The organism is Rhodovastum atsumiense (assembly GCF_937425535.1).
In the GTDB taxonomy this organism is placed as follows: domain Bacteria; phylum Pseudomonadota; class Alphaproteobacteria; order Acetobacterales; family Acetobacteraceae; genus Rhodovastum; species Rhodovastum atsumiense.
This window is the reverse complement of sequence record NZ_OW485601.1, coordinates 6,377,827-6,399,801: the sequence shown is the minus strand read 5'-3', so window position 1 is coordinate 6,399,801 and position 21,975 is coordinate 6,377,827. Positions and strand designations below refer to the sequence as shown.

The following is a 21,975-nucleotide window of genomic DNA, read 5'->3' as shown; positions in this document are numbered from 1 at the left end:
CGGATCGGATCGGCAGTGCGTCGAAACTTTTGCGAATCGGCCGCGTCGTTGCCGTCCGCGGCCGGAAGCTCCGTGCGGGCCCGGACCCGGGCTCAGTCCAGCCGCACGCCGCCGGTCACCGCCTGATAGGTGGCGATCGCCAGAGCCAGGGGCTCGAACGGCTTGGTGATAACGAAGGCCGGCTCAAGCGCGTTGCCGGTGAGCAGGCGTTCGGGATAGGCGGTCACGAAGATCACGGGGGCGTGATGGCGTTGCATGATCCGCGCCACCGCATGCGTGCCGTCGCCACCCTGGCCCAGATTGATGTCGGCCAGGATCAGGCCGGGCTTGCAGCGCTGGGCGATGGCCACCGCATCGGTCTCGGTCGCCGCCACGCCGACCACGCGGTGGCCGCAGCTCTGCACCAGCTCCTCGATGTCCATGGCGATGATCGGCTCGTCCTCGATGATCAGGACGTCGGTGGCGGCGGCGCTGCGCAGCCGGTCACGGGCGCTTTCGAGATCCGCGGCGGCTTCGGCGGGGGGCACCTGCACGATGGTCGCCGCCGCGTCCAGCGGCATCTCCTCCAGCACCGTCAGCAGCAGCAATTGCCGCTGGCGCTGCGAAAGGCCATGGGACAGAGGGATCGTCGTCGATCTCAGGGCATCGAAGCGGCGGGTCACCGCCCCGTAGAGCGCGATGCGGGCCTCCGTGGCGGTGTCTTCCGCCAGGATCTCCTTCACGCTGTCGGCCACCAGCCCGTCGCCGGCCGCCTGGCTTCCGGTCAGGGCGCGCGCATAGCGGCGCACATAGGGGAGGGCACGGAGCAGGTCTTCGCGATGGTGTGAGATCATGCCATGGCCCCTTGCGTGCGACGGGAGTGGCGCGGAGTGTCCACGCCCACCCGCAGAACTGGATCGGATCCCGGTTGGACGAACGGCGTCGCCTGCTCATTGCCCTGCTGCCGGAGCTGCGGGGCTACGCCCGGTTTCTCGTGCGCGGCACCGCCGAAGCTGACGACCTGGTGCAGGAAACGCTGGTCCGCGCCTTGCCGGCATTGCCACAACTCGTCAATGGAACCAGCCTGCGCCCGTGGCTGTTTGCCATCCTGCGCAACGCCTTCTTCGAACAGGCCCGTCGCCGCCGCAGCGAGCATGCGGCGCTGCAGAACTCGCCGATCGAGACCGGGGCCAGCCTGCCCGAGCAGCATGGGCGGGTCGACCTCACCGATCTGCAAAGACATCTCTTCGCGCTGCCGCCCCTGCTGCGCGAAGCCCTGGTGCTGGTGGGGGCCCATGGGCTCTCCTACGAGGAAGCCGCCGCGATCTGCGGCGTGCCGGTCGGGACCATGAAGGCGCGGGTGTCGCGGGGACGGGCGCAACTGGCCCGGGCGATGGCAGCGCCGTTCCGGGAGCCGGAGGGCTGAGCGGCTGGACTGATTCTGCATGTCAGGCGGTTGCTTCGCGTCGATCACGGCGTGCAGCGGCCCTGCGCGGCCGCGTGCATCGATACATGGGTCAAACTGCGTCCCAGCATAAGCAGTGCGCTCATGACAGACGGAGCTGCTCGCGCATTCGTGAGGACATCGACGCAACCATGCGCCCAGTTGGTTCATCTAATGACCATCCTCAGGCACTGGAGACAGGCATGACGACGCCCCCGACATTTCACGACCAGGTGATCGCCATTCTGCCAAAGCTGCGGGTCCAGGCCCTCGCGCTCACCCGCAACCGGGCCGCCGCCGAAGACCTTGTCCAGGATTCCGTCTGCAATGCCCTTTCCGCCCAGGACAGCTTCATCCCGGGCACCAATTTCGCCGCGTGGATGCACCGGATCCTGCGCAACCGCTTCATCTCCAATCTGCGCAAGCGCCGTGACACCACCGACATCGATGACGTTCCGAGCTCGGTGTTTGCTTCCGATGCGCCGCATGAGGACCGGCTGGCGCTGAAGGAACTGGCCAAGGCGATGGCCCGCCTGCCGTCCGACCAGCGCGAGGCGCTGGTGATGGTGGTGATCCATGGCATGAGCTACGAGGCCCTGGCCGAGGCCACGGGGTGTGCCGTCGGCACTGCCAAGAGCCGCGTCTTCCGCGCCCGCCGCCAGCTCGAGGCATGGTTGTTCGGCGAACGTCCCGAGGAGACGGCGCGCGCGAAAACGGTGGCGAGCCATGCCCCCGGCGCACGAGAATCGACCGGGCAGGTGGATCGGACTCCGTTATAATAACTCTGGGCCAACGGGCCCGGTTTCTGGGGCGTGGCAGTGGCGGCCTGTCGCCTGCGGCAGGGCCGCCCGCTGATGGGCCTGAACGGACATGAAGCACCTCGCGATGACGCGGCGGAAGGACATTCGGCAGTTACCCGCCCCGCCGCCTGGCCGGGGCGAGGAAGACCGGGGTGAAGCGGCGTTCGATCTCTGGCTTCAGCGCGGCCTGCATCAATTGTTCGACGGCATCGCCCGCGAACCGATCCCCGACGAACTCCTCCGCCTGATCGAGGACGATCGGCGTGCCGCCGCCAAGGGGACTCCTGATTCCGCCGGTACGGAGGAGCCGGAGCAATGACAGCCACGGGCGCAAGCTGGCAGGTTCCGTCGCGCGGATCGCGTCCGGCCTGCTGCTGACGGGCCGGTCTGGCGTGCGCCCCTTGCGTGCGCTTCTTACCGTGCGGGCTCGTCTCATGGTCCTGCTGGGCGTGGCGGCCATTCCGGTGGTCGCCATGGCGGCGTGGATCTCCTGGCAGAACGGCAGCATGGTGGCGGCCGGTGCCCTGGAGCGTGCATCGCTGGTGCGGGCGGCCGCGGTCGCGCGCCATCAGATGGTGATGACGGACGTGGCGGAGCTGTTGGCCAGTTTCGCCGCGCGCGCTGATATGCTGCAGTTGGCGCCCGAGCGCTGCGATGCGGTCCTGCGCAGCCTGCCGGGGCTGCATCCCGGGCGCTATGCCAATGTCGGCCTGCTGGACGGCGAGGGGCGGCTGCGCTGCAGTGCCCTGCCTTTGCCAGATGCGGTGCCGCGCGGTTTGTCCATGCGCAACGACAGCTGGTACGTGGCGGCACGGCGCAGCGGTCGGCTTGTCCTGGGATCGCTGACGCGCGGCCCGGTCAGCGGTCGCGCGGTGCTGGTCGCGGCGCTGCCCTTGCCGGGTCCTGACATGGGCATGGCGATCGCGGGGCTCAGCGTGGATTGGCTGGCCGCGCCGCAGCAGGTGAGCGATTACGAGGCCGGCAGTTCGCTCTGGCTCGTCGACGAGGCCGGCGAGACGATTCCGGTCGCCGGGGCGGCGACCGCCACCCTGCCGCCGCGGCCGCTGATGCAACGCCTGTTCACCAGTGCCGATCCCGTGATCGGTACCGGACGGGACGGGGTGTCCTACGCCTATGCCGGGGCGACGCTGACGCATGGGCTGCGCCTTCTGCTCGCGACCCCGGCCGAGGCCGATCAGCGCGCCGCGCGCGGGGTGATCCTGCGCCGCTTCGCCGGCCTCGCGGTCATGCTGGCGATCGGCATCGCCGCCGTGGCGCAGGGGGCCAACCTTGCCGTGGTGATACCGTTGCGCCGGCTGGCGCGCGCGGTCGGGCGCTGGCGGGGCGGCGGCAGCTTCGCACCCGGTCAGTTGGAAGGCATGCCGGTCGAGTTGCGCGAGCTGTCTGCCAGTTTTGCGCAGGCGACGGCCGCGCTGGGCGAGCGCGAGCAGCAATTGCGGTCTGCCCTGGCCCAGCAGGACCTGCTGATGCAGGAGATCCATCATCGGGTGAAGAACAACCTGCAGATCATCGCCTCTCTGCTGAACCTGCAGGCCAGTCGCATCCGCATGCCGGAGGCGCGGGCGGAATTCCAGGCGGCGCGTGACCGCATCCGCGCGCTGGCGACGCTGCACCGGCACCTCTATGCCGAGGGCGAGCTGCACACGATCAACATGCGCAGTTTCCTGACCGAGCTGTGTGGCCAGTTGCTGCAGGCGGTCGGTGATCCCAGCCGCATCAGCCTGACCATCGAGGCGCCGGAGCTGCAGATTTCCTCCGACCAGGCCGTGCCCTTGGCATTGGTGGTCACCGAGGCGGTCAGCAACGCGGTGAAATACGCCTTCCCCAATGGGCGGGCGGGCCATATCCAGGTCTGCCTGACCACCGAGGGTGAGGACCGTGCCCGTCTGGTGATCGAGGATGATGGCGTGGGCATTCCCGCCGGCCGCGCCGAAACCGAGACCGGCGTGCGCGATGGCATTGGCCTGCAGCTCATCCGGGGCTTCGCCCGCCAGCTCGGCGCGCCGTTGACGGTTACCGAGGATGGCGGCACGCGCTACGAACTGGACCTGACTCTGCATCGCAGTCGCGGCGAAACCGCCCCCGGAGTCGATGCGGAAGACGCCCCGGCAACCGCATAAAGCCGCGCAGCGAGAATGGGATCCAAGGGCCTTGTGGCCCTTGGCGGGTCACGGGCGGAGCCCGTGTCTTCCTTTTTGCTTTTAAGACCCCGGGTCCTGCAGCCCCGAAGGATGCGCGCGCAGCACCGCCAGTGCCTGTTCCAGGTCGGCGGTCAGGTCCTCCACGGCTTCCAGTCCGATATGCAGCCGCAGCACCTGGCCTTCGAAGCGCCCGGTGCCGGCGGTGCGGGTGATGAAGCCCGTGGTGGGCAGGGCCAGGCTTTCATAGCCGCCCCAGGACGCGCCGATGCCGAACAGGCTCAGCGCCTCGGCCATGGCGTGCACCGCCGCCTGCGAGAACTGCGGCTGGAACACCACGCCGAACAGGCTGCAGGCGCCGGAGAAGTCGCGCTTCCAGATCTCGTGGCCGCGTGCGCTGGGCAGCCCGGGGTGCAGCACCTCCGCCACTTCCGGCCGCTCGCGCAGCCAGGCGGCGACGCGCAGGCCGGACTCCATCTGCCGTTCCAGCCGCACCCCCATGGTGCGCACGCCGCGCAAAGCGAGCCAGCAATCATCCGGGCTCGCATATTGCCCGAGCGACAGTGCCACGCCGCGGACCCGTTCCCAATCGTCCGGCGTGTTCACGGTGACGCTGCCGAGCAGGACGTCGGAATGCCCGACCACGTATTTGGTCAGGGCCTGGATCGAGCAGTCCACGCCTTTGGTGAAGGGCTGGAAGAAATGGATGCCCCAGGTGTTGTCCATCAGCACCTTGGCCCCGCGCGCATGCGCCACCTCGGCGAGTGCCGGAATGTCCTGCATCTCGAAGGTGTGGCTGCCGGGACTTTCCGTGTACAGCACGGTGGTGTTGGGCTGGAACAGCGCCGCGATGCCGGCGGCGTCGATGCCGGGATCGTAATAGGTGGTTTCCACGCCGAAGCGCTTCAGCATGCCGTCGCAGAAGCTGCGGGCCGGGCCGTACACCGAATCCGGCACCAGCACGTGGTCGCCCGCCCGCGTGTAGCCAAGCAGCGGCGTGGTGATCGCGGCCAGGCCCGAGGAGACGATCTGGCAATGCGTGCCGCCCTCGATTTCGGCGATCACGTTCTCCAGCGGCCAGTGCGTCGGCCCGCCCATGACCCCGTAGACGAGCTTCTGCTCCAGCCGGTGGGCGAAGGCGGCGCGGCGCCCGGCCATGTCGGGATAGAGCACGGTGGAGCCGCGATGCACCGGCGGGTTGACGAAGCCGTGCACATGGGTTCCGGCGCGGCCGGCATGTGACAGGCGGGTGGTCAGGCGCGGCTTCTGGGGCGGCACGGCGTCATCGGGCATCAGCGTCAGGTCTCCACCGGGGTATCGGGGCGGCCGCCCCATTCGGTCCAGGATCCATCGTAGACCGCCGCGTGCGGCAGGCCGGCGCGCACCATGGCGAGCGCGAGCACGCAGGCGGTCACGCCGCTGCCGCAGGAGGCGACCACCGGCCGGCTGCCATCGACGCCGGCCTGGGCGAGGCGGGCGCGCAGGGCCTCGGGCGGCAGCATGGTCTGGTCGGGGGCAAGCAGTTCGGTGAAGGGCAGGCTTGCCGCCCCCGGGATGTGGCCCGACCGCATGCCCGCGCGCGGCTCCGGCACGGTCGCGTTGAAGCGGCCGGCGGCGCGGGCGTCGAGCACCTGTTCGCCCGCCGTGGCGAGGTTTGCCAGCATGTCGCCGATGCCGCGCAGGCGCTTTGCCCGGAAATCGGGGCGGAAGGTCGCGGGCGGTGGCGGCGGCGGGTCGCCGGAGTCGGTCGGGTGGCCCTCGGCCAGCCATTTCGGCAGGCCGCCATCCAGCACGACGGCGCGGTCATGGCCGAACAGCCCCATCATCCACCAGCCGCGGGCGGCGGAGAACAGGCCCTTCTGGTCGTAGAAGACCACGGTGGTGTCGTTGGCGATGCCGAGCGCCCCCACCAGCTTCGCGAACCGGCCGGGGGTCGGGACCATGTGCGGCAGGTCGGTGTCGGCATCGGCGATGGCATTGATATCGAAGAAGCGCGCGCCGGGGATGCGGGCTTGCCGGAATTCCGCCGCCGCGTCCTTCGGCTCGTTGGGCAGATAGAGGGTGGCGTCGAACACCGCGAGGTTCGGCGCGCCGAGGCGCCCGGCCAGCCAGGTGGTGGAGACGAGCGGTGCGGTCATCGGCAACCTCCGATCAGGCCAGGGCGACGGTGATGCGGCGGTTCTGGCGCCCCTTGTTCTCGATCTTCCGCACCACCACGGGGCCGATCTCGGCGGTGTTGGCGACATGGGTGCCGCCGCAGGGCTGCAGATCGACCGGCGGCTCGCCGGCGCCGATGCGCACCAGTCGCACCCGCCCGCTGCCGCGTGGCGGCTGCACCGACAGAGTACGGACCAGGGCGGGGTTCTCGTCCAGCACCGCCTCGTCCACCCATTCGGTGCGCACCGGATGGGCGGCCGCGATCACCGCGTTCAGGTGTTGCTCGATTTCCTCGCGCGGGGGCGGGCTCGGCAGGTCGAAATCAAGCCGCGAGCTGTCGGGCCGCACCGATCCCCCGGTGACGGCGATGCCCGGAAGTACGGTGCACAGCAGGTGCAGGGTCGTGTGCATGCGCATCAGGCGGTGCCGCCGCTGCCAGTCGATGGCGCCTTCCACGGTCGCGCCGACCGGCGGCAGCAGCGCCTCCGCGGTGGGGATGTGCAGGATGGCCGCGCCGTCGCCCTTCACCGTGTCGGCGATCGCGGTTTCGCCGCCTGCCCAGCGCAGTACGCCGACATCGCCCGGCTGGCCGCCCGAGCGGGCGTAGAAGATCGTCCGGTCCAGCACGATGCCTTCCGGCGCCGCCGCGACCACGGTCGCGAGCACGGTGCGGAGGGTAGGCTCATCGAGGAACAGACGGTCGGTCATGCGGGGTCCTTCCACAGCGTGCGCAGCGTCTCCCGCTTCGCGGCCAGCCAGAGCAGCGCGATGGCGGTGACGGCATTGGGCATCTGCCCGGCCAGCGCCGCCTCGATGGCGCGGTCGGCCGGCCAGATGCGGACCTGGATGTCCTCGGCCTCGGAGGCAAGCCCGGTGCGGCCGACGATCCCCTCCGCGTCGCAGGGCGGGGCGGTGACCTCGCCGGCATGCAGCGCGCAGAATTCGTCGCAGCCGCCCGGCGAGAGCAGGATATCGGAAATCGGCAGGATGCGGCGCGGGGTGAGGCCCAGTTCCTCCTGCGTTTCGCGCACCAGGGTGGTGGCGACGTCCTCGCCCGGGTCGCACAGCCCGGCGGGCACTTCCACCATCACCGGATCGACGCCGGCGGCGAGGGCGGGTAGGCGGAACTGCTCGATCAGCACCACTACGTCGGCGACCGGGTCATAGGGCAGCAGGGCGGCGGCACGGCCGCGGCGCCACAATTCCCAGGTTCGCACCGGGCTGGTGTCGCCGTCGAAACGCCGGTGGCGGAATTTGATCCGCTGCAGCGGGAAGCGGCCGTTCCAGACCGTTTCGTCGGACTCGACGGTCAGGCCGGGCCAGGGGGGGAGGGGGGATGACTTGGGCATCGGGGGCACCATAGAACGCGGTCGCGTGGCTGCCCACCCCGGCCATCCGGATGGGATCCAGGGCGCGGCCGGGTTTCGCCCGGCGCGCGTGGCGGGACGATCCGGCCCTCAGGCCACCATTTGCGTCGCCAGCAAGTCGCGCACCCGTGCCGCCGCGTTGGTGCCCTTGACCGCTTCCTTCCAGAGCGCCTCGGCGACGCGCTGATGGGCCGCGATGGCTTCGTCGGCGCCGGTGATCATGGCGACACCGGTGGCGGCGCCGGGCGGGCTGTCCGGCCGGAACGGGTTCACCGCCAGCATGGCGCGATCGCGCGCCCGCAGGATCTTGAAGCTGCCGGTGGGCTCGGTGCCGGTGAGCAGGCCGAACTGCAGCCCCATGGGCTCGGCTTCCATCAGCGCCGCGATGTTCTGCACCTCGGCCGCCGCCACCTGCCGGCACAGCCGGCGTGTGCGCTCCGACAATGGTACGGTGCCGGCGATCCCGGTTTCCAGGAAACGGGTGAGTCGTGCCAGGGAGAGGATGCAGATGATGCCTGGCTTGCGCACGGCATAGAGCCGCTTGCGGGCGGCCAGGATGCCGAGGACCTGCTCGGCGGTCGCCCGCCATTGCCCCCGTTCGACCCGGGTCTGTTCGCCGGTTTCCTCGAAGGCCGCGGCCAGGGCGGTATCATAGGAGTCGGAGGTCACCAGGTAGGCCGGCATGCCGTCGACCTGCAGGATCTGGTCGGTGGTTTCCTCGATCTGCCGGATCCGCTCGAAATAGCCGATCGGACGATGGTAATATTCGACACCGATCCCAAGCAGCGACAGCGGGGAGATCTTCAGCAGTTCGGCAAGCCGCTTGATCGTGTCGAGCTTGATCACTTCGCCTTTTTCATAGCGATAAAGCGCGGCGCGTGAGACTCCCAGCCGGGCTGCGATTTCTTCGGCACGCAGGCCCGACTCCAGGCGGTAGGCACGGAGTTGCTGGCCGATCTCGGTAAAGCGCATGGCGGTGCTCCGTGCAGAGACGACGAAGCCCGACATCCGGCGTCCCCCGAAACGTCTCAGATGTGAGCGGGGCCTACCATATTTGCGATTCGTCCGGAAATCCAACCCCAAACCCGACCAAAGAGCGCCTTCTCACCCGTTAACGCAACTCAACGGTTATATAACGGACCTTTAACGTGGTTTTCCGGTCGAATGCCTCATGGTTGTGGATTGGACATGGTTTCGATCGCCCGCACGAGGGCGGGGGGGGGGGCGGGGGCGGCGCCGGTGTCGCGGTGGGACCGCGCCGCGCTACACGCCGTAGCGCCTGCGCCACGCCAGGCCGGCCACGGTCCCCTTCGCCGGGCGGTACTCGCAGCCGATCCAGCCGCCGTAGCCGAGGGCGTCGATGTGCCGGAACAGATGGTCCCAGCCGATCTCGCCGGTGCCCGGTTCGTGGCGGTCCGGCACGTCGGCAAGCTGCATATGCGCGATGATGGGCAGGTGCGCCTCGATCCGCCGGGTGATGTCGCCTTCGGTCACCTGGCAGTGATAGATGTCGAACTGCAGCCCGAGCCGGTCCGGGCCGATCGCGGTCACGATGGCCGCGCCCTGGGCCAGGGTGTGCAGGTGGTAGCCCGGCATGTCGCGGTGATTGATCGGCTCGATGGCCAGCTTCACGCCGGCGCCGTGCGCCTGTTCGGCGGCCCAGGCGAGATTGGCGGCATAGACGGCGGCGGCGGTGGCGAAGGGCACCTCCGGACCGGGGATGCCGGCCATGCAGTGCAGCGTGCGGCATCCCAGCGCGGCCGCGTACTCCAGCGCCTGTCGCACCGAATCCCGGAACTCCGCCTGGCGTCCCGGCAAGGCGGCGAGTCCCCGTTCGCCGGCGGACCAGTTGCCCGGCGGCAGGTTGAACAGCACCTGGGTCAGGCCATTCGCCTGCAGCCGTGTGCGCAGCTCGGCGACGGGATAGTCATAGGGGAACAGGAACTCGACGCCGCTGAAGCCGGCCTGCGCCGCGGCGTCGAAGCGGTCCAGGAAATCGACCTCGTTGAACAGCATTGTCAGGTTGGCGGCCAGACGCGGCATGCGGGTTTCTCCCTCCAGGGGCTGCGGCCCTGACGGGCTCTTGATCGGGTGGGCCGGTTGGCGCGACGGGACCGATGGCGCCGTCGCGCCCCGGACACTAAAGCGCTTCCGGTTCGACCGTAAACGGCCGGTCTGCCTTGGTTGCGGGTTTTGACCGCGCCGTTCCGCGGCCGGGCCGGCCGGAGCGGGGCGTTGCGGAGCAAGGCCGGTTTGCCCGATACCCCCACGGAACGGGACAGGAGCAGACAGCGATGCCGACCAACGTCATGATCGCCGAGCGCGTGCTGATGGGGATGCTGCTGGGTGGTGTCGGCGTCGGCTGCGTGCTGGTCCTGTGGCCGTTCTTTTCCGGCATCCTGTGGGCGGCGATCCTCACCTACACGACCTGGCCGGCCTATGAATGGCTGCGCGAGCGCGCCGGCCTCAGCCGGGTGCCGGCATCCGGCATCATGGTTTCGGCGGCCTTCGTGCTGGTGGTGCTGCCGCTGGCGCTGGCGGCGCCGGGCGGGGCGGACGACGTCGACCGGCTGCGCAAGACCGTGCAGGCGGCGCTGGCCGCGGGCCTGCCGGGCGCGCCGTCCTGGCTGTTCGACGTGCCGCTGATCGGCCCGACCCTGGGCGGGCTGTGGAACTCGTGGGCCGCCGACCTCTCCGTCATGGGTGATTTCTTTCGTCCCTATTTCGGCATGGCGGCGGAGTTCGGCCTCTCGCTGCTGCTGGGCCTGGCCAATGGCGTGCTGATGTTCCTGCTCGCCCTGTTCGTCGCCTTCTTCTTCTTCGCCTCCGGCGACCGGCTGGCGGCGACGCTGCGCCTGGTGCTGCTGCGCATCGCCGGCGCGCGGGGGCCGCGCCTGATCGAGGTGACCGGGGCGACGATCCGTGGCGTGGTCTATGGCATCCTCGGCACCGCGATCGTGCAGGGCATTCTGACCACGTTCGGGCTGTGGCTGTCCGGCGTGCCGCGCCCCCTGCTGCTCGGCCTGATCGCGGGCGGGCTGTCGGTGCTGCCGATCGGGGCGCCGGTGGTGTGGATCCCGGCCTCGCTCTGGCTGCTGGCGGAGGGGAAGACGGCCTGGGGCATCTTCCTGTTCCTCTACGGCGTGATCGCGGTGTCCGGCGCGGATTCGCTGATCCGCCCGTTCTTCATCGCGCGCGGGGCGCAACTGCCGTTCCTGCTGACCATGCTCGGCGTGCTCGGGGGCGCGATCGCCTTCGGCCTGCTCGGCATCTTCGTGGGGCCGGTGCTGCTTGGCGTCGGCTACACCCTGGTCGCCGAATGGGCCCGCGGCGATGCAACGGTTGTGGATGTGAAGTAATGTACGGTTACGTCCGGCGCGGCACTCCGTCAGGCCGCGCCGGCCGGATGCAGAAGCCGCAGGCGGATACTGCAACAAGCCGGCCGTTATCGTTTCGTTCCGATCCGTACGTTTGGCGGCCCGGCGGTACGTTCCGGGTCAGGCGCCGTCTTTTCCCGTCTTTACCGGGGTTTGCAAGGCCGTTCTCTCTGGCATAACGTCGCGGCACGCCGGCTGGCAGGCCGGCCCAGAAGGGGGCTTTGGATCGGCACGCATGTTCGCCTTCATCATCTCACGGCTTCTGCAGGCGATCCCGGTGCTGCTCGTCGTCGGCTTCATCTCCTTCGCCATGTTCGCCTTCGTCGGTGATCCGGTCAGCATCATGCTCGGCCAGGACGCCACCGAGGCGCAGCGCCAGGCGCTGGTGCAGCAGCTCGGCCTCGACCAGCCCTTCCTGGTGCAGTACGCGAAATTCATGTGGGCGGTGGCGCAGGGGCAGTTCGGCATTTCCTACCGTATCGCCCGCCCGGTCTCCGAGCTGATCCTCGAACGCCTGCCCGCCACCGTGGAACTGGCCTTCTCGGCGGCGCTGCTGGCGCTGGCGGTCGGCGTGCCGATGGGCGTCTACACCGGCATCCGCCGCCATTCGCCGCTGGCACGCGCCTTCATGGTGTTCTCGCTGCTGGGCGTGTCGCTGCCCACCTTCCTGATCGGCATCCTGCTGATCCTGGTCTTCTCCGTGGTGCTGGGCTGGCTGCCGAGCTTCGGCCGCGGCGAGGTGGTGCATTTCGCACACTGGAGCACCGGCTTCCTGACTCTCAGCGGGCTGCGCTCGCTGGTGCTGCCGGCGGTCACGCTGGCGATGTTCCAGATGACGCTGATCATGCGGCTGGTGCGGGCGGAGATGCTGGAAGTGCTGCGCAGCGACTACATCAAGTTCGCCCGCGCCCGCGGCCTGTCGGAGCGCGTCATCAATTTCGGCCATGCCCTGAAGAACACGCTGGTGCCGGTGATCACCATCGTCGGGTTGCAGATCGGCGGCCTGCTGGCCTTCTCGATCGTCACCGAAACGGTGTTCCAGTGGCCGGGCATGGGGCTGCTGCTGGTGCAATCGATCGGCGTCGCCGATATCCCGGTGATGTCCGCCTACCTGCTGCTGATCGCGGTGTTCTTCGTGCTGATCAACCTGATCGTCGATTTGCTTTACTATGCAGTTGATCCGCGGCTGCGCCTGGACCGTCGCGGCGCGGGGGCGGCGCGATGAGCGCCACCGCCTCCACCGTCCGCCGTCCCCGCGCGCTGGCGCGGCTCTGGGACAGCGACGTCGTCTGGTCGTTCCGGCATTCGCCGATCGCGGTCATCTCCGCCCTGGTGGTGGCCGTGCTGGTCATCGCCGCGGTGTTCTCGCGCTGGCTGGCGCCGCACGACCCGTTCGACCTGGCGAGCCTGTCGCTGATGGACAGCCTGCGCCCGCCCGCCTTCCTGGGCGGTGAGGGCGACTGGAGCTTCCCGCTCGGCACCGATGACCAGGGCCGGGACGTGCTCTCGACGATCATGTACGGCATGCGCGTCAGCCTGGTGGTGGGCGTGCTGGCGGTGGGCTTCGCCCTGGTCGTCGGCATCGTCATCGGGCTGGTCGCGGGCTATGTGGGCGGTCTGGTCGACACCGTGCTGATGCGCATCGCCGACATCCAGTTGACCTTCCCGGCGATCCTGATCGCGCTGCTGGTGGACGGCATCGTGCGCGCCGTGCTGCCGCGGGATCTGCACGACCAGTTGCAGATCTACGTGCTGGTCTTCGCCATCGGCATCGCCCGCTGGCCGCAATTCGCCCGCACCGTGCGCGGCTCCACCCTGATCGAGCGCGGTCGCGAATACGTCATGGCGGCGCGCGTCATCGGGCTCTCGCCGCTGCGCATCATGGCGACCCATATCCTGCCGAACGTGCTCGGCCCGGTGCTGGTGATCGCGACCCTGAACGTGGGGCTCGCGATCGTCGACGAGGCCACGCTGTCCTTCCTGGGCGTCGGGCTGCCGCCGACTCAGCCCTCGCTCGGCACGCTGATCCGAATTGGCAACGATTTCCTGTTTTCCGGCGAATGGTGGATCACGATCTTTCCGGGACTCACGCTGGCCATGCTGGTGCTGTCCATCAACCTGCTCGGCGACTGGCTGCGCGATGCGCTGAATCCGCGGCTGCGATGAAGGGCGCCCGCTGATGCCGTTGCTCGACGTGCAGGACCTGGTGGTCGAATTCCCGACGCGGCGCGGCGTGCTGCGTGCCCTCGACGGCGTTTCCCTCGCCATCGATCCCGGCGAGGTGCTCGGGGTGGTGGGCGAGAGCGGGGCGGGCAAGTCGATGACGGGCGCCGCCATCATCGGCCTGCTGGAACCCCCCGGCCGGATCGCCGGCGGGCGCATCCTGCTGGATGGCAACCGCATCGACGACCTGCCGCCCGAGCGCATGCGCCTGATCCGCGGCCGCCAGATCGGCGCGATCTTCCAGGATCCGCTGACCACGCTCAATCCGTTGCATTCGGTCGGCCGCCAACTGGTCGAGACCATGCAGACGCATCTGCGCCTGTCCGACCGCGACGCCCGCGAACGGGCCGTCCAATGGCTGGAGGATGTCGGCATCCCGGCGGCGCGCCGTCGCATCGACGCCTATCCGCACGAATTCTCCGGCGGCATGCGCCAGCGCGTGGTGATCGCGCTCGCGCTCTGCGCCGAGCCGCGCCTCATCATCGCCGACGAGCCGACCACCGCGCTCGATGTGTCGATCCAGGCGCAGATCATCGCGCTGCTCCGGCGCCTCACCCGCGACCACGGCACCTCGGTGATGCTGGTGACCCATGACATGGGGGTGATCGCCGAGACCGCCGATCGCGTCGCCGTCATGTATGCCGGCCGCATCGCCGAGATCGGGCCGGTGCGCGACGTGGTGAAGCATCCCGCCCACCCCTACACGGAAGGCCTGATGGGCAGCATCCCTTCGCTCGAGCATCGGGTCGGGCGGCTGCGCCAGATCGATGGCGCCATGCCCCGCCTGAATGCCATCCCGCCGGGCTGCGCCTTCAATCCGCGCTGCCCGCGTGTGTTCGACCGTTGCCATGTCGAGCGCCCGGACCTGCTGCAGGCCGGCGCCACCCGCGCCGCCTGCTGGCTGCATGATCGCGGCGCGGTGCACCCGGCCCAGGTGGCGGCCGATGCCTGAGGGATCGCTGCGCGCCGCGTCCGGCCCGGTGGTGCTGGAGGCGATCGAGGTCTCCCGCAGCTTCGACGTCTCGCGTCCCTGGCTGCAACGCAAGCTGGCGCGCGAGAAGCGCGCCGTGCTGCGGGCGGTCGACGATGTCAGCTTCGCCATTCCCCGCGGCACCACGCTGTCGCTGGTGGGCGAGAGCGGCTGCGGCAAGTCAACCGTCGCCCGGCTGTCGGTGGGGCTCTATCCGCCGAGCGGGGGCGAGATCCGCTTCGAGGGCCAGCCGCTCTCGGCCGCGCGGGCGCAGCCGGCACTGCGCCGGCGCATGAACATGATCTTCCAGGACCCGTACGCCTCGCTCAATCCCCGCTGGCGGGTACGGGATATCGTGGCCGAGCCGATCCGCGCCTTCGGCCTGCTGCGCACGCGCGCCGATATCGCCGCGCGGGTCGGGCAGTTGCTGATGCAGGTCGGGCTTTCCCCGGCCGATGGGGAGAAATTCCCGCACGAATTCTCCGGCGGCCAGCGCCAGCGCATCTCGATCGCGCGGGCGCTGTCGAGCGAGCCGGAATTCCTGGTCTGCGACGAGCCGACCAGCGCGCTGGATGTCTCGGTGCAGGCGCAGATCCTGAACCTGATGCGCGACCTGCAGGCGCGGCTGGGGCTGACCTACCTGTTCATCAGCCACAATCTCGCGGTGGTGCGCCACGTCTCCGACCGGCTCGGGGTGATGTATCTCGGCCGCATCGTCGAGATCGGCCCGGTCGAGGCGATCTTCCGCACGCCGCACCACCCCTACACGCGGATGCTGCTGGACGCGATCCCGGATCTCGAGATGGCCGGCCGCGCCCGCATCCCTGTGGGCGGCGAGGTGCCGAGCCCGATCGATCCACCCTCGGGCTGCCCGTTCCACCCGCGCTGCCCGCTCGCCAATGCGCGCTGCCGGGAGGAGAAGCCCGGGCACACCCGGGTCCAGGCTCCCGAGGGGCCGGTGCTCGCGGCCTGCCACGCCGTGGAGGAAGGGCGCGCGCAACCCTGAGCCAGGGGGAGGCGGAATGGACATCTATCACATCTGGTGCGACCTCAGGCCGGGCGTGCGCGACACGACCCTTGCAGGACCTGTTTGAGCGCATGGCGACCCGCACGGGGGCGGACGAGGAGGCGCATCACGGCATGAATTCGCTGGTGCGCAATACCCAGTTCGGTCTGACCCGCGATTTTCCCGACCCGGTCCGCCAGCGCGGCGAGGACGGTTCTGAGAGAAAGGCCAGGACTCCACCCCAGAGGCGCTCGGATCAGGACGGGCCGCGTTGGCGGGGTTTCAGCGCAGGTCATGTCGTCATGTAGGGCGGATAAGCGCAGCGCAATCCGCCAACGCAAGATGGCCACCTCGCAGAGCGTTGCGGTGGCGGATTGCGCTGCGCTTATCCGCCCTACACTGCATTTGCTGTGCTGCCCAGTCGTGCTGCCTGGCTAGGAGGTCTCGCCCGCCGGCCGCGAGATCCGTGTCGGCGAGAGCATCCGCAGCCATTCCGTCACCGCCAGCATGTGCCGCAGGATATGGCCTGCCTCGGTGCCTGCGAGGTGTTCCAGCACGCGCCGGGCCTGGGCGGCCTCGCCGCGGCCCAGCGCCTCCCAGGTGGCGAGCAGCACCGCTTCGGCTTCCTCCACGCGCAGGGCGCAGGGGCGTTCGAAGCGGAGGGTTTCGCGTGAGCTCCGGTCGAGCAGGGTCATCGCGGCATCGAAATCCTCCAGCGCTTCGCCCACGCCAAACCGGGCGAAGCGCGGCGTGAGCGGCTGGCGCGGATCACCGCCAAGGGTGCGGGCGAGCACCCAGACACGGGTGACATTGAGCAGGAAGCGGTCACGCAAGGCCAGATCGTTCACCTTCTGGTCGAGATACGCGTACAGGGCCGCCTCCTGCTTCGTATTGCTAATGAGAATAAGTCTCAATTACAGCCTGGGCACGCCCCCGTCAAACGGGAACGTGACGTTCCCCCCGGCTACAGGTTCAGGTGACGCGGCCCGCTGAGGAAGGGGCTGCCGCGCACCAGGAAGCGCAACGGACGGTGGGCGTCGCGGGTGATGCCGATGCGGGTTGAAATCCCGATCTCGCCGGTGGGGGCTCCGTCTTCGGCCAGGAACAGCGCCCCATCCCGGCACAGGTCGATGCCATCGAGCGCAAGATCGATCCCGAGCGCCGCCGCCAGCCGTCCCGGTCCGCGGGCGAGGTCGCGCGGCTTCGCGCCGGGTCGGCGGGCCGCCATCAGCGCCACCCCCTCGACCGGCGCGAGGGCACGGATCAGCACGCCCGCGCCGACGCCGCCCGGTTCGCTGGAGACGTTCAGCATCATCGCGGTGCCGTAGCAGACATAAACGTAGGCGTGGCCGTGCGGCAGGAACAACGACCGGTTGCGCCGGGTCATGCCGCGCCAGGCGTGCAGGGCGGCATCGCCCGGCGGATAGGCCTCGGTCTCGACGATCCGGCCGGCGGCGAGTCCTTCGGGCAGGCGGCGCACCACCAGCCGGCCGAGCAGGAAACGAGCCTGTGTCACCGTTTCCTCCGGCAGTCGCGCGCGCGCGATCACCTGCATTGGCAGCCCTGCCGGGGGCGTTGCATTCGGTCGGCCAATTGTTGGGAAAAGCAGAACACTTATCGACATTTCCCGATTAGGTGGCAGGCGGGCTCTGGATTACGACTGTGCGCAGGCACACACATTCCCCCGCAACGGCCGATACATGCCGGGTCCGGCGCCGGCAGGCGCGACGCGGAGGAAAAAACAACGAGAACGAGGCAGCCATGAACCACGACCAGATGACGACCGGAAAGACGCCGTTCGGGTTCACCAGCAATCTGCAGGCCCCCGCCCTCGAGACCAACGGCCTGGTCGCGCTGCCCGAGTCCGAGGACGTGGGAAGCGGCAATGCCCCGGTGCCTGAACGCCTGGTCACGCTGCACGGCACCCTGCTTGCGCTGGTGCGCCGCGACGGGCGCGACCTGACGGCCCGCCAGCTCACCGCCTTCATGACGGTCTATCTGGACAACCAGGTCCACACCGTCAGCAGCATGGCGGAACTGCTCAACATCTCCCGCCCTGGCGTGACCCGGCTGCTCGACCGGCTGGCCGAGTATGACCTGGTGGAGCGCCAGGAAGATCGCAACGACCGCCGCCGTGTGCTGATCCGCCGCACTGTCCGTGGCACCGCCTTCCTGCGCGAGCTGGAAGAGATCGCCCGCACCGCGCCGGCGCTCGTCCACGCCTGAACCCGACTCGCCGCGGCCGGCAGCGCGCCCCCGGGATGGGGGCGCAGTTGCCATTGCGGCCCTGTGCTGCCACGGCCTAACCTCGCGGGCGTGGCAGCACAGGAGTTGATGATGCCTGTGAGACCGAAGTCGAACGGCACATCGCCAGAGCCCGATCCCTTCATTGGTCCCGATCCGGACGCCACGGCCGCCGCAGCGGCCGTCACGTCGCCTTCCGAACCCGCCGGCCCGCCGCAACCCGAACCGTCCCCGCCCGCGGCACCGGTTTCCGACGCCCCGTCGGAGTCAGCCGCTGCCCCGGCCACGCCGTCGCCGGAGTCGCAGGCGGCGAAACTGCGCCTCAGCCTGGCCGAGTTGCGGCACGACCCGCTGGCGATCCGCCGCATCTTCGAGGGCGGTGACTATCCCTACCGCTCCCGCCTGCGCACCGGCGCCTACGAAGAGCACATGCTGGAGCTGCAGCGCGAGCTGCTGAAGGCGCAGCGCTGGGTGGAGCAGAGCGGCGAGCGCGTGGTGATCCTGTTCGAAGGGCGCGACGCCGCCGGCAAGGGCGGTACCATCAAGCGCTTCATGGAGCACATGAACCCGCGCACCGCGCGGGTGGTGGCGCTGCAGAAGCCCACCGAGCGCGAGCGCACCCAGTGGTTCTTCCAGCGCTACATCGTGCATCTGCCCGCGGCCGGGGAACTCGTGCTGTTCGACCGCTCCTGGTACAACCGCGCCGGAGTCGAGCGGGTGATGGGGTTCTGCACGCCGACCGAATACCTGGAATTCATGCGCCAGTGCCCGGAGCTGGAGCGCATGCTGGTGCGCAGCGGCGTGCAGCTGTTCAAGTACTGGTTCTCGGTCAGCCGCGAGGAGCAGCGCCGGCGCTTCTTCGCGCGCGAGACCGACCCGCTGAAGCAGTGGAAGCTCTCACCGATCGACCGGGCCTCGCTCGACAAGTGGGACGACTACACCGAGGCCAAGGAGGCGATGTTCTTCCACACCGACACCGCTGACGCGCCCTGGACCATCATCAAGGCCGATGACAAGAAGCGCGCCCGCATCAACTGTATGCAACACTTCCTGTCATGTCTGCCGTACGAGCCGAAGGACCGCTCGCTGGTCAGCGGGCCCGATCCGCTGATCGTCGGCAGCACCGCTCACGTCATCGGCACCGACCTGCACATCATCGACAAGAGCCGCCACCCCAAGCTCGGGCGCGGGCGGTTGTAGCGGGACGCGGTCACGGGACGGGGAGGCGCGCTCCCCGTCCCGGCGCGTCCTAACCCTTCAGCTCCGCCCAGGCCGCATCCAGGCCCTTGCGGAACAGCGCGCACATTTCCTGAAGATTCTCTTCGGTCATGATCAGCGGCGGGGTGAAGGCGATGCGGTCGCCGATCGCGCGCACCACCAGCCCTGCCTCCAGGCATTTGCGCTCGACCAGCGCACCCGCCTTCGCCTCGGCGGGGAAGGGGGTACGGGTCCGCTTGTCGGCCATCAGCTCCACCCCGGCGATCAGCCCGACGCCGCGGGCATTCCCGACCATCGGGTGGTCCTCGGTGGCCTTCAGCCCTTCCTGCATCACCGGCGAGACGCGGCGCACATGGGTGAAGATGTCGCGTTCCTCGTAGATCTTCAGCGTCTCCACCGCCACCGCGCAGGCCACAGGATGGGCGGCGTAGGTGAAGCCATGGGCGAAGCTGCCGATCTTTTTCGATTCCCCCAGCATCGCCTGGTAGATCTTCTCGTTGACCAGCAAAGCCGAGATCGGCTGGTACGAGGCCGACAGCGCCTTGGCGCAGGAGAGCATGTCGGGTTCGATGCCGTAGGTCTGGCAGCCCCAGACATTGCCGGTGCGGCCGAAGCCGCAGATGACCTCGTCGGCGATCAGCAGGATGTCGTATTTGCGAAGCACCGCCTGGATCTTTTCCCAGTAGGTCGCCGGCGGGGTGATGGCGCCGCCCGCGCCCTGCACCGGTTCGCCGAAGAAGGCGGCGACGGTGTCGGGGCCTTCGCGCAGGATCAGTTGCTCCAGATTGTTCGCCATGCGGGTGGCGAACTGCTCCTCGGTCTCGCCGTCTTCGTGGAAGCGGTAGTAATGCGGGTTGTCGGTGTGCCGGAACTGCGGCAGCGGCACGTCGAAATCCGAATGCATCTGCGGCTGGCCCGAGAGGCTGACCGCCGCCACGGTGTTGCCGTGATAGCCGCGCACCCGGCCGATGATCTTCTTCTTCTGCGGCTTGCCGATGGCGTTGTGGTAGTACCAGACCAGCTTGATGGCGGCGTCGTTCGCCTCCGAGCCCGAGCAGGAGAACAGCACCTTGCTCATCGGCACCGGCGCCAGTTGCACCAGGCGCTCCGCCAGATCGACGCTCGGAATGTTTCCCTTGGCGAAGAAATGATGGTAGTACGGCAATTCCAGCATTTGCCGGTACGCCACCTCGGCGAGTCGCCGCTCGGAGAAACCGAGCGAGGCGCACCACAACCCTGCCATCGCCTCCAGGTACTTCTTTCCGGCTTCATCGTAGACGTAAACGCCCTCGCCGCGGGCCATCAGCGTGCCGCCGGTTTCGCGATAGCCCGCGATGTCGGTCTGGTGATGGACCAGGAAGGCGATGTCGCGGGCGTGGACGGAGTTCGGGGCGAATGCGGCGGTCATGCGAGCCTCTTTGCATACGGGGCAATAAAGTTTCCGCGCCTGACGTGAACTTCGCAAGCCCCGGTGCAGCCGCGCCGGTCAGCCGGTGACATCGCTCCTGTCCGAAAGCGGCGCCTGGGCGGGTGTGCTCGGCGCGGTCTTCCTGGCCGGCCTGCTGCGCGGCTTCACCGGCTTCGGGTTCGCGCTCGCTGCCGTGCCGCTGGCGAGCCTGGTGCTGCCGCCTTCCCGTGCGGTGCCGATGGTGATCCTGCTGCAGCTTTGCCTTGGCCTGCGCGACGGTATCGCCGAGCGCCGCCGGGCCGACCGCTTCTCGGTGGGGTGGGTGGCCGCGGGCTGCGTGCTCGGCACGCCGCTGGGGGTGGCCGCGCTGGCGGCGTTGCCGCAACCGGTGGTGCGGCTGGTTCTGGGCGTGATCGTCGGCGTCGCCGTGCTGGCCACCTGGCACGGTCCGGGACGGCCGCTCGAACGGCGCCGGGGACTGGCGATGCTGGCGGGACTGGCGAGCGGCGTGTGCAACGGGCTGGCGGCCATGGGGGGGCCGCCGGTGATCCTGTATTTCCTCGCGGTGGAGCCGGTACAAGCGGTGATGCGCAGCTCGCTGCTGGTCTATTTCGCGCTGGCCGCGGTGATTGCCCTGCCGGGGACCCTTGCGGCAGGGCTGATCGACGCGCCGCTCCTGGCCGCGGCGGCCGCCGGGGTGCCCGTGGTGCTGGCCGGCAGCTGGATCGGCGGCTGGGGATTCCGCCATGCCGGCCACCGCTGCTATCGCATGGTGGCGGCCGGCGTCCTGCTGGTCACCGCCCTGGCGACGATCATCCGCGGTATCGCCGGGCTGTCCGGCTGAGGATCAGACCTGCCGCGCGCGCAGCGCCGCCAGCCTTTCGTTCAGCCCCTGCGGCGCCGGCGACTTGCCGGCGGCGGCTTCCAGCGCGCGGGCGATGTTCGGGTCCTCCTGCTCCGGCCGGCTCGGCCGCAGCAGCCGCGCCTTCGACGCCGCCGCATCCGCCGAGGCGAGATCCTTCGCCGCCGCGTCCTGCATCGCCTTGAGCGCCACGGTCAGGCTGGAGGTCGCCTGGCTCAGCCCGGCCGCGCGGCGTGCCGCCTCGGCCTGCTGCTCGGCGGTGCTGCGCTGCTGTTCCGCCCGCGCCATGTCACGTTGCGCGCGTTCGAGCTGCGAGCGGCCTTCCTTCAGCTTGCGCCCGGCTTCCAGGTAGGTGCTTTCCAGCATCTGCAGGAAGTCCTTCGCCTCCTCGGCATCCTTCTTCTCGCGCTCGACGTCGGGCGCCATCTGCTCGAGCATGTCCAGCAGCGTGGCGAGGCTGTGCTCCAGCTCGGCCTTGCGGCCCGCGTTCGGTTCGGCGGCGATCTGGGTCTGCAGCAGCTCGGCCGCGGCCATGCGCTGGCGCGAGAGTTTGGCGATCTCGTCGGCCTCCCGCTGCTCCTTGTCGAAGGCCTGGCGGGCGGACGCCACCTGCAGGCCGAGATCGTCGAGATGCTGCTCCATGCCGCGCAGCTCCGCCTCGCTCGCGGATTTCGGATCCCAGCGCACCAGCGCCTCGATCCCCGACTGCACCGCCTTGTCCGCCTTCACGCCGATCAGGTTGCCGATGAAGCGAAGCATCG

Annotated in this window: 24 protein-coding genes; 13 read left to right on the top strand and 11 right to left on the bottom strand. The window is 69.4% G+C overall.

Features of this window, described 5'->3' with window-relative positions:
* Window positions 1-92: 92 nt before the first annotated feature.
* The gene (locus tag NBY65_RS28785; RefSeq protein ID WP_150042415.1) at window positions 93-833 is read right to left on the bottom strand and encodes a response regulator; all 741 of its coding nucleotides are present in this window, start codon (window positions 831-833) and stop codon (window positions 93-95) included.
* A 74-nt stretch (window positions 834-907) separates the two neighbouring features.
* Here NBY65_RS28785 and NBY65_RS28780 point away from each other — a divergent pair, with 74 nt between their 5' ends.
* The 4 genes from NBY65_RS28780 to NBY65_RS28765 all read left to right on the top strand — a co-directional run bounded on the left by NBY65_RS28780 (window position 908) and on the right by NBY65_RS28765 (window position 4,364).
* Window positions 908-1,405, top strand: coding sequence for a sigma-70 family RNA polymerase sigma factor (locus NBY65_RS28780; protein ID WP_239002897.1), 498 nt, complete (start codon window positions 908-910; stop codon window positions 1,403-1,405).
* A 221-nt stretch (window positions 1,406-1,626) separates the two neighbouring features.
* The gene (locus NBY65_RS28775) at window positions 1,627-2,202 is read left to right on the top strand and encodes a sigma-70 family RNA polymerase sigma factor (protein ID WP_150042416.1); all 576 of its coding nucleotides are present in this window, start codon (window positions 1,627-1,629) and stop codon (window positions 2,200-2,202) included.
* A gap of 91 nt (window positions 2,203-2,293) precedes the next feature.
* Window positions 2,294-2,542 carry a hypothetical protein gene (locus NBY65_RS28770; RefSeq protein WP_408895387.1) on the top strand — a complete coding sequence of 83 codons (249 nt, stop codon included), beginning with the start codon at window positions 2,294-2,296 and terminating at the stop codon, window positions 2,540-2,542.
* Window positions 2,543-2,657: 115 nt separating this feature from the next.
* A complete protein-coding gene (locus NBY65_RS28765) occupies window positions 2,658-4,364 on the top strand; it encodes a sensor histidine kinase (RefSeq protein ID WP_150042417.1) in 1,707 nt (568 codons plus the stop codon).
* Between the two features lie 81 nt (window positions 4,365-4,445).
* Here NBY65_RS28765 and metC read toward each other — a convergent pair whose 3' ends face one another.
* The 6 genes from metC to otnI all read right to left on the bottom strand — a co-directional run bounded on the left by metC (window position 4,446) and on the right by otnI (window position 9,949).
* The gene (gene metC, locus NBY65_RS28760) at window positions 4,446-5,675 is read right to left on the bottom strand and encodes a cystathionine beta-lyase (RefSeq protein WP_150042418.1); all 1,230 of its coding nucleotides are present in this window, start codon (window positions 5,673-5,675) and stop codon (window positions 4,446-4,448) included.
* Window positions 5,676-5,680: 5 nt separating this feature from the next.
* Window positions 5,681-6,520, bottom strand: coding sequence for a 3-mercaptopyruvate sulfurtransferase (sseA, locus tag NBY65_RS28755; RefSeq protein WP_150042419.1), 840 nt, complete (start codon window positions 6,518-6,520; stop codon window positions 5,681-5,683).
* Between the two features lie 13 nt (window positions 6,521-6,533).
* The gene (locus NBY65_RS28750) at window positions 6,534-7,247 is read right to left on the bottom strand and encodes an alanyl-tRNA editing protein (RefSeq protein WP_150042420.1); all 714 of its coding nucleotides are present in this window, start codon (window positions 7,245-7,247) and stop codon (window positions 6,534-6,536) included.
* Window positions 7,244-7,888, bottom strand: a complete 645-nt coding sequence (locus NBY65_RS28745) for an NUDIX domain-containing protein (RefSeq protein WP_239002898.1) — start codon at window positions 7,886-7,888, stop codon at window positions 7,244-7,246. The genes NBY65_RS28750 and NBY65_RS28745 overlap by 4 nt, the downstream gene beginning before the upstream one ends.
* Before the next feature lie 108 nt (window positions 7,889-7,996).
* Window positions 7,997-8,878, bottom strand: coding sequence for a helix-turn-helix domain-containing protein (locus NBY65_RS28740; protein ID WP_150042422.1), 882 nt, complete (start codon window positions 8,876-8,878; stop codon window positions 7,997-7,999).
* A 291-nt stretch (window positions 8,879-9,169) separates the two neighbouring features.
* On the bottom strand, window positions 9,170-9,949 hold the full coding sequence (otnI, locus tag NBY65_RS28735) for a 2-oxo-tetronate isomerase (RefSeq protein WP_150042423.1): 780 nt from the start codon (window positions 9,947-9,949) through the stop codon (window positions 9,170-9,172).
* 251 nt (window positions 9,950-10,200) lie between these two features.
* Here otnI and NBY65_RS28730 point away from each other — a divergent pair, with 251 nt between their 5' ends.
* The 6 genes from NBY65_RS28730 to NBY65_RS28705 all read left to right on the top strand — a co-directional run bounded on the left by NBY65_RS28730 (window position 10,201) and on the right by NBY65_RS28705 (window position 15,790).
* Entirely contained in the window at window positions 10,201-11,265 is a 1,065-nt protein-coding gene (locus NBY65_RS28730) for an AI-2E family transporter (RefSeq protein ID WP_239002899.1), read from the top strand.
* 253 nt (window positions 11,266-11,518) lie between these two features.
* The gene (locus tag NBY65_RS28725; protein ID WP_150042424.1) at window positions 11,519-12,508 is read left to right on the top strand and encodes an ABC transporter permease; all 990 of its coding nucleotides are present in this window, start codon (window positions 11,519-11,521) and stop codon (window positions 12,506-12,508) included.
* A complete protein-coding gene (locus tag NBY65_RS28720) occupies window positions 12,505-13,449 on the top strand; it encodes an ABC transporter permease (protein WP_150042425.1) in 945 nt (314 codons plus the stop codon). The genes NBY65_RS28725 and NBY65_RS28720 overlap by 4 nt, the downstream gene beginning before the upstream one ends.
* Window positions 13,450-13,462: 13 nt before the next feature.
* The gene (locus tag NBY65_RS28715) at window positions 13,463-14,458 is read left to right on the top strand and encodes an ABC transporter ATP-binding protein (RefSeq protein WP_150042426.1); all 996 of its coding nucleotides are present in this window, start codon (window positions 13,463-13,465) and stop codon (window positions 14,456-14,458) included.
* Window positions 14,451-15,482 (top strand): ABC transporter ATP-binding protein, encoded by a 1,032-nt coding sequence (locus NBY65_RS28710; protein WP_150042427.1) that lies wholly within the window; start codon window positions 14,451-14,453, stop codon window positions 15,480-15,482. Before NBY65_RS28715 ends, NBY65_RS28710 begins: the two co-directional genes overlap by 8 nt.
* A 71-nt stretch (window positions 15,483-15,553) precedes the next feature.
* Window positions 15,554-15,790 (top strand): DUF6614 family protein, encoded by a 237-nt coding sequence (locus NBY65_RS28705; RefSeq protein WP_338110426.1) that lies wholly within the window; start codon window positions 15,554-15,556, stop codon window positions 15,788-15,790.
* A gap of 126 nt (window positions 15,791-15,916) precedes the next feature.
* On the opposite strand, the gene NBY65_RS28700 is transcribed toward NBY65_RS28705, so the two are convergent.
* Together NBY65_RS28700 and NBY65_RS28695 are read right to left on the bottom strand one after the other, a co-directional pair.
* Window positions 15,917-16,396, bottom strand: a complete 480-nt coding sequence (locus tag NBY65_RS28700; protein ID WP_150045726.1) for a hypothetical protein — start codon at window positions 16,394-16,396, stop codon at window positions 15,917-15,919.
* 50 nt (window positions 16,397-16,446) lie between these two features.
* Entirely contained in the window at window positions 16,447-17,037 is a 591-nt protein-coding gene (locus NBY65_RS28695) for a DNA-3-methyladenine glycosylase (RefSeq protein ID WP_150045727.1), read from the bottom strand.
* A 206-nt stretch (window positions 17,038-17,243) separates the two neighbouring features.
* Here NBY65_RS28695 and NBY65_RS28690 point away from each other — a divergent pair, with 206 nt between their 5' ends.
* Window positions 17,244-17,708: a MarR family transcriptional regulator gene (locus tag NBY65_RS28690; RefSeq protein WP_239003287.1), complete on the top strand. Its 465-nt coding sequence runs from the start codon at window positions 17,244-17,246 to the stop codon at window positions 17,706-17,708.
* Window positions 17,709-17,819: 111 nt separating this feature from the next.
* Window positions 17,820-18,926: a polyphosphate kinase 2 gene (gene ppk2, locus NBY65_RS28685; RefSeq protein ID WP_150045728.1), complete on the top strand. Its 1,107-nt coding sequence runs from the start codon at window positions 17,820-17,822 to the stop codon at window positions 18,924-18,926.
* A 49-nt stretch (window positions 18,927-18,975) separates the two neighbouring features.
* Here ppk2 and NBY65_RS28680 read toward each other — a convergent pair whose 3' ends face one another.
* A complete protein-coding gene (locus NBY65_RS28680; RefSeq protein WP_150045729.1) occupies window positions 18,976-20,352 on the bottom strand; it encodes an aspartate aminotransferase family protein in 1,377 nt (458 codons plus the stop codon).
* 85 nt (window positions 20,353-20,437) lie between these two features.
* Between NBY65_RS28680 and NBY65_RS28675 the strand changes: the two genes are divergently transcribed.
* Entirely contained in the window at window positions 20,438-21,196 is a 759-nt protein-coding gene (locus NBY65_RS28675) for a sulfite exporter TauE/SafE family protein (RefSeq protein ID WP_203330771.1), read from the top strand.
* A 3-nt stretch (window positions 21,197-21,199) separates the two neighbouring features.
* Here the strand turns inward: NBY65_RS28675 and NBY65_RS28670 are convergent, their stop codons facing one another.
* Window positions 21,200-21,973: a hypothetical protein gene (locus NBY65_RS28670; protein WP_150045730.1), complete on the bottom strand. Its 774-nt coding sequence runs from the start codon at window positions 21,971-21,973 to the stop codon at window positions 21,200-21,202.
* Window positions 21,974-21,975: the final 2 nt, after the last annotated feature.